The 7,009-nt window shown below is 65.8% G+C and carries 5 protein-coding genes; 4 read left to right on the forward strand and 1 reads right to left on the reverse strand.

Annotated features, from left to right (window positions below; genetic code table 11):
- Positions 1-965 (reverse strand): LysR family transcriptional regulator (locus tag ACFTZB_RS40910; protein ID WP_378440938.1); only part of this gene is annotated, 965 nt, incomplete at its 3' end.
- A gap of 126 nt (positions 966-1,091) precedes the next feature.
- On the opposite strand from ACFTZB_RS40910, the gene ACFTZB_RS40915 reads away from it, so the two are divergent.
- The 4 genes from ACFTZB_RS40915 to ACFTZB_RS40930 all read left to right on the forward strand — a co-directional run bounded on the left by ACFTZB_RS40915 (position 1,092) and on the right by ACFTZB_RS40930 (position 6,995).
- Positions 1,092-1,904, forward strand: a complete 813-nt coding sequence (locus ACFTZB_RS40915; protein ID WP_378440941.1) for a hypothetical protein — start codon at positions 1,092-1,094, stop codon at positions 1,902-1,904.
- A gap of 143 nt (positions 1,905-2,047) precedes the next feature.
- Positions 2,048-3,418 (forward strand): MFS transporter, encoded by a 1,371-nt coding sequence (locus tag ACFTZB_RS40920; RefSeq protein ID WP_378440943.1) that lies wholly within the window; start codon positions 2,048-2,050, stop codon positions 3,416-3,418.
- Positions 3,419-3,609: 191 nt separating this feature from the next.
- Positions 3,610-4,824, forward strand: a complete 1,215-nt coding sequence (locus ACFTZB_RS40925; protein ID WP_012691313.1) for an acetyl-CoA C-acetyltransferase — start codon at positions 3,610-3,612, stop codon at positions 4,822-4,824.
- A gap of 29 nt (positions 4,825-4,853) precedes the next feature.
- Positions 4,854-6,995 (forward strand): 3-hydroxyacyl-CoA dehydrogenase NAD-binding domain-containing protein, encoded by a 2,142-nt coding sequence (locus tag ACFTZB_RS40930; RefSeq protein WP_378440945.1) that lies wholly within the window; start codon positions 4,854-4,856, stop codon positions 6,993-6,995.
- Positions 6,996-7,009 lie beyond the last annotated feature (14 nt).

Genomic DNA, 7,009 nt, shown 5'->3' on the forward strand with positions numbered 1-7,009 from the left:
GGCTTTGTCCCGCTGCGTGGAGCACCGTTTCCCAGCGCCGCTCGCATATGGATCTCCTCCTCGTTCGCGGCTGCGTGAGCGAGGTCGATGAAGGCATGAGCCGCCGGGATCTGGTACCGATCACGATGCCAGGCGATACCCACGATCCGCCGGCTCACACCGGAGATCTGCAGGACCCGAAGACCGTCCCGATGAGGATCGACCGACAGCCACGGGATCACCGCGGCTCCCACCCCTTCCGCTGCCAGGCCGAGAATGGTGCCATTGTCGTTGGACCGGAACACCATCTGCCCGGCCAGTGCCGGGTGCCCGAGCCGATTCTCGATCAGGTGCGCCTCCCGGATCTGCGCGTAGCTGATCAAAGGGATGCGGGCCAGATCTTTCGGGGTCACCGTGCCGGTACCGCGGCCGAGTGGTGAATCATCCCGTACCGCAACCACATACGGATCTTCGAGAAGCTCCTCCGAGTCGAACGGGCCCGGAGGCAACGGCGCGACGACGAAACTCAGGTCGAGCTCCCCCCGTTCGACCTGTGCGAGTAGTTCCCCGTCGTCCTCGTTCTCCACCAACTGCACATTCACGCCGGGGAACTGGGCGAGAAATTCCCGCATCACCCGGGGCAGAATCCGCACACCGACGCTCTGGTAGCAGCCGATCCGCAGAGTTCCCGCGGTGCCGTCGTCCAACGCGTCGAGGTCGGCGGCCGCACTGGTCAGGCGGGCGACGATCGCTTCGGCGTGCCGCAGCAGGACCTTGCCGGCCGGAGTCAGCGACACCGCCCGGGAACCACCCGGCCGCTCCACCAACTGGTGTCCGATGCCGCGTTCGAGCCGGGCGATCTGCTGACTGACCGCGGACTGGGTATAGCCGAGACGCTCGGCGGCACGGCTGAACGAGGCATCGCGGTGCACCGCGATGAGGGCTGCCAGATAACGCAGTTCGATGGTGTGGAGGTCTCGGCTCACACGGAATACATTAGTACGTTTCCTTATTCAATTCAGTGCCAAAGCGAATTGCCCTAATGTGACGCAGCTGACACTCTCGAGTGAGGCATTCGCCCCCATCACAAACCCCGACAACTCGGAGGATTCATGTCCCAGGCCACCGCCCCCATGTACGCAGATATCGTCGACCTGCGCCGTTATCCCATCCACGACCTCGACAGCGACACCGGCCGCGCTTTCGTGGCCCGATGCCGCACGGAGCTTCGCAACGCCGGTGTGTGCCAACTGCCCGGATTCGTCGTTCCCGACGCCGTCGATCGGATGGTTGCCCACGCGGAGGTGCTGTCGGAGAAAGCGTTTCGCACCGACAACACCCACACCGTCTACTTCGAACCGGTCGACACCGAGGTACCCGCCGGCCATCCCCGGGCGATGCCGCAACGCTCGGCCAAACGAACCATCGCCTACGACCAGATTCCGGCCGAAACCCCGATCCGGCGTCTCTACGAGACCGACGACCTCACCCGATTCATCGCCGCGGTCCTGGGGAAGGAGGAACTTCATCGCAGCGCTGACACCCTCGACGCGGTCATGATCGCGATCTTCGACGAAGGTGACGAGCTGGGCTGGCACTTCGATCGCAGCGAGTTCGCGGTCACCGTCATGTACCAAGACGCATCCGGCGGCGGACACTTCGACTACTTTCCCGGGCTGCGCAACGCCGAAGACCCGAACTACGACACCATCGAACGGATCATCCACGGCGACACCGAAAACATGATCCGCCTACCCGGTGCCGCCGGGACCCTCGCGATCTTCCACGGCAGAAACGCCCTGCACCGCGTCAGCCCCACCACCGGAAGCCAGCCCCGCCTCAACTCGGTCCTGACATACGGCGAGAAGGCCGATATGAAACTGAACGACCTCACCCGAGGGCTCTTCTACGGCCGTAACGCATAAGCCCGACCACGGATCATCCTGCACCTCCCCTTTCCCGATTCCAGAGAACGCCCCCATCCCGTCGCCCGGCCCATCGCAGACAGCACAATGGAAGCCGGGCGGCGAGTGGGCACCGACCAGGAAGAACGAACGGAGCCTCGAACATGCACTCGAGCAACCTCACCTCGTCACCGGTGGGCGGCTCACCGCCGCCCGGCACCACAGCGCCCCCCGCCGGCACCGCCGACGACGGCCCGCTCAGCCGGTTTCACGTCAAGATCACCGCACTCACCTTCGGGGCTAACTTCTCCGACGGCTACGCACTGGGCAGCATCGGCATCGCGCTGACCGCAATCGCCCCGCAGATGAGTCTCGGGCCGGTGTGGCAGGGTGTGCTGGGCGCCTCGATGTTGATCGGCATCTTCTTCGGCAGCGTCATCCTTGGCTGGCTCGGCGACAAGTTCGGTCGAAGACGCGTTTACATGCTCGACTTTCTGCTGATCGCCGTTACCTCACTGGCCCAGTTCTTCGTCGACGGACCCGTGGCGCTGCTCGTCCTCCGGTTGCTCATCGGCTTCGGCGTCGGCGCCGACTACGCGCTGGGCCCGACATTGGTGGCCGAGTTCGTGCCCCGCCGTTTCCGGGGTGGGCTGCTGGCCTCCCTGACCGTGATGTGGACCGTCGGGTACGTCGTCGCGTATTTCGCAGGCACCTATCTCGTTCAGCTCTCCGACGACTCGTGGCGCTGGCTCCTCGCCAGCGGCACCATCCCTGCGCTGGTCGTCCTGATACTGCGGATCGGGACCCCCGAATCCCCCCGCTGGCTGATCAGCAAGGGCCGACTCGCCGAAGCCCGCGAGATCGCCAACGCCTACCTGGGCGGATTCCTCGACGTCGAGAAGATCGCCGCCGAACAGCCGCCGGAACCGGCCCGCTACCGCGACTTCTTCGGACGCAAATATCGCAGAAACACCGCGTTCGGGATGCTGTTCTTCAACTGCCAAGTCATCCCCTACTTCGCGATATACACCTTCCTGCCGATCCTGATGCTTGAGATCGGACTCGGCGACCGCGAGTTCCTCGGCGGCGCGCTCCTCAACCTGTTCCTGCTGCTCGGTGGGATCGCCGGCCTCTGGTTCGTCGCCAAGATGTCCCGAAGACATCTGCTGATCTCCTCGTTCCTGATCATGGCCGTCAGCCTTGCCGTCGTCGCCATCGGACCGGATGGCCCTCTTCCCCTCGTCCTCGGTGCGTTCATCATCTTCACCTTCGTGATGTCAGGTGCCTCCAATCTCGAGCAGGTGTACCCGCCCGAACTCTTCCCCACCGAACTCCGAGGCTCCGGGGTGGGACTCCTCAACGGTGGAAGCCGGATCGGGTCCGCGGCAGGAACATTCCTGCTACCCATCGCGCTGTCTTCGTTCGGGCTCACCGCCTCCATGCTGGGCCTGGTCATTGTGCTGGTGGTCGGTGCCGTCAGCTCCCTGCTGATGGCACCCGAAACCGCCCACCTAGCACTCGAAGACTGCACCTGACCCGCTACGGCACCGCCGCGACTGCACCCGCGATCGCGGCGGTCGTGATCGCCTGGGTCACGATCCAGGATCGCTTCGGTCCTTCCTCCTGTTTTGCAACACGTTCTAAGGTAAATGTGCCGGGGTATGCCCCGTGCAGAGCGCCGTGTGCACGGTCGGCGTCGACGCAGATAAGGAAGGAACACTCCACAGTGACCACAGAGGCATTCATTTATGAAGCCATCCGGACCCCGCGCGGCCGCGGCAAGAAGACCGGTTCGCTGCACTCGGTCAAACCGATCTCGCTGGTCACCGGCCTGATCGACGAGCTCCGCGCCCGCTTCCCCGACCTGGACGAGGACCGCATCTCCGATCTGGTCCTCGGCGTCGTCACCCCCGTCGGCGACCAGGGCATGGACATCGCCCGCGTCGCGGTCAACGACGCCGGACTGCCCGACACCGTCGGCGGCGTCCAGCTGAACCGGTTCTGCGCGTCCGGCCTCGAGGCCGTCAACACTGCCGCGCAGAAGGTGCGGTCCGGCTGGGACGAACTGGTCATCGCCGGCGGCGTCGAATCGATGTCCCGCGTGCCGATGGGCTCCGACGGCGGACCGTGGGCGCTCGACCCGGCCACCAACTACGACAACTACTTTGTCCCCCAGGGCGTGGGCGCCGACCTGATCGCCACCATCGAGGGCTTCTCCCGCGAGGACGTCGACGCGTACGCCGTCCGCTCGCAGGACCTCGCCGCGAAGGCGTGGACCGGCGGCTACTTCGCCAAGTCCGTGGTCCCGGTCAAGGACATCAACGGTCTCGTCGTCCTCGACCAGGACGAGCACATGCGTCCCGGCACCACCCTCGAAAACCTGGCGGGGCTCAACCCGTCCTTCGCCGGCGTCGGCGAGATGGGCGGCTTCGACGCGGTGTCGCTGCAGAAGTACCACTGGGTCGAGAAGATCAACCACGTCCACCACGGCGGCAACAGCTCCGGCATCGTCGACGGCGCCGCACTGGTCCTCGTCGGGTCCGAGCAGGCGGGCAAGGACATGAGCCTGACCCCGCGCGCCCGTGTCGTCGCGACGGCCACCAGCGGTGCCGACTCCACGATCATGCTCACCGGCCCCACCCCGGCCTCGAAGAAGGTGCTCGCCGCCGCCGGTCTGACCGTCGACGACATCGACCTGTTCGAGATCAACGAGGCGTTCGCGTCCGTGGTGCTCAAGTTCCAGAAGGACCTGAACATCCCCGACGAGAAGCTCAACGTCAACGGCGGTGCCATCGCCATGGGGCACCCGCTCGGAGCCACCGGCGCCATGATCACCGGCACCATGATCGACGAGCTCGAGCGCCGGAACGCCCGGTACGCCCTCATCACCCTGTGCATCGGCGGCGGTATGGGCGTCGCCACCATCATCGAGCGCGTCTGACCGCCCGGACCATCAGGAGACTTGAAGCAGTGAGCGAGCAGAACATCATCAACTGGGAGCAGGACGCCGACGGCATCGTCGTGCTCACCATCGACGATCCCAACCAGGGCGCGAACACCATGAACGACGCCTACATCTCCTCGATGAAGGCGACCGTCGACCGCCTCGTCGACGAGAAGGACTCCATCACCGGTGTCGTGATCACGTCCGGAAAGAAGACGTTCTTCGCCGGCGGCGACCTGAAGAACATGATCAAGGTCGGCCCGGAGAACGCCGACGAGATCTACAGCCACAGCGTCGCGATCAAGTCGGACCTGCGCCGCCTCGAGACTCTCGGCAAGCCCGTCGTCGCCGCCATCAACGGCGCCGCACTCGGCGGCGGCCTCGAGATCGCCCTGGCCACGCATCACCGCGTCGCCGCGGACGTGAAGGGCGTCAAGATCGGCCTGCCCGAGGTCACCCTCGGCCTGCTGCCCGGCGGCGGTGGCGTCGTGCGCACCGTCCGCATGCTCGGTCTGCAGAACGCCCTCATGCAGGTGCTGCTGCAGGGCCAGCAGCGTGGACCGGTGCAGGCCAAGGAGGTCGGACTCGTCGACGAGGTCGTGTCCTCGGTCGAGGAGCTGGTGCCCGCCGCGAAGGCGTGGATCAAGGCCAACCCCGCGGGTGGCGTCCAGCCGTGGGACAAGAAGGGCTACCGGATCCCCGGCGGCACCCCGTCCACGCCGGCGTTCGCCGCGAACCTGCCCGCGTTCCCCGCGAACCTGCGCAAGCAGCTCAAGGGTGCACCCATGCCGGCACCGCGCGCCATCATGGCCGCCGCCGTCGAGGGTTCGCAGGTCGACATCGACAACGCGCTCCTCATCGAGGCCCGCTACTTCACGTCGCTGGTCACCGGTCAGGTCGCGAAGAACATGATCCAGGCGTTCTTCTTCGACCTGCAGTCCATCAACTCCGGCGCGTCCCGCCCCGAGGGTATCGAGAAGACCCCGATCACGAAGGTCGGTGTGCTCGGTGCCGGGATGATGGGCGCCGGCATCGCCTACGTGTCCGCGAAGGCCGGCTTCGACGTCGTCCTCAAGGACGTCACCATCGAGGCCGCCACCAAGGGCAAGGCGTACTCCGAGGGCATCGAGGCCAAGGCGATGTCCCGCGGCAAGACCACCGAGGAGAAGTCGAAGGCTCTGCTCGACCGCATCACGCCGACCGCCGACCCCGCCGACTTCGCCGGTGTCGACTTCGTCATCGAGGCCGTGTTCGAGTCACAGGACCTCAAGCACAAGGTGTTCCAGGAGATCGAGGACATCGTCGACCCGAAGGCGCTGCTCGGCTCGAACACGTCGACGCTGCCGATCACCGGCCTCGCGACGGGTGTGAAGCGGCAAGAGGACTTCATCGGAATCCACTTCTTCTCGCCCGTCGACAAGATGCCGCTCGTCGAGATCATCCGCGGCGAGAAGACCTCCGACGAGGCCCTCGCCCGCGTCTTCGACTACGTGCAGGCCATCCGCAAGACGCCGATCGTCGTCAACGACTCGCGCGGCTTCTTCACCTCCCGCGTCATCGGCACGTTCATCAACGAGGCCATCGCCATGCTCGCGGAGGGCATCGAGCCCGCCACCATCGAACAGGCGGGCATGCAGGCCGGCTACCCGGCGGCACCCCTGCAGCTGTCCGACGAGCTGAACCTGACGCTGATGCAGAAGATCCGCAAGGAAACCGCGGAAGCCGCGAAGGCCGAAGGCAAAGAACTGCCCGCCGACCCGGCAGGCGACGTCATCAACACGATGGTCGACAAGTTCGACCGCAAGGGCAAACTCGGCGGCGCAGGCTTCTACGACTACGCCGACGGCAAACGCACCGGCCTGTGGCCCGGGCTGCGGGAGAACTTCGGTTCCAAGGAACTCGAGGTCCCGTTCCAGGACCTCATCGAGCGCATGCTGTTCATCGAGGCCATCGAGACGCAGAAATGCTTCGACGAGGGCGTGCTCCTCACCACCGCCGACGCCAACATCGGCTCCATCATGGGCATCGGCTTCCCCGCCTGGACCGGCGGTGTGTCGCAGTACATCCAGGGCTACGAAGGCGGCCAGGCAGGGTTCGTCAAGCGCGCCGAAGAACTCGCCGCCAAGTACGGCGAGCGCTTCACCCCGCCGGCGTCGCTGAAGGCGTAGGCGGCTCCGCCGCC

It is taken from the genome of Rhodococcus sp. NPDC057014, from assembly GCF_042673295.1.
Taxonomy (GTDB): domain Bacteria; phylum Actinomycetota; class Actinomycetes; order Mycobacteriales; family Mycobacteriaceae; genus Rhodococcus_F.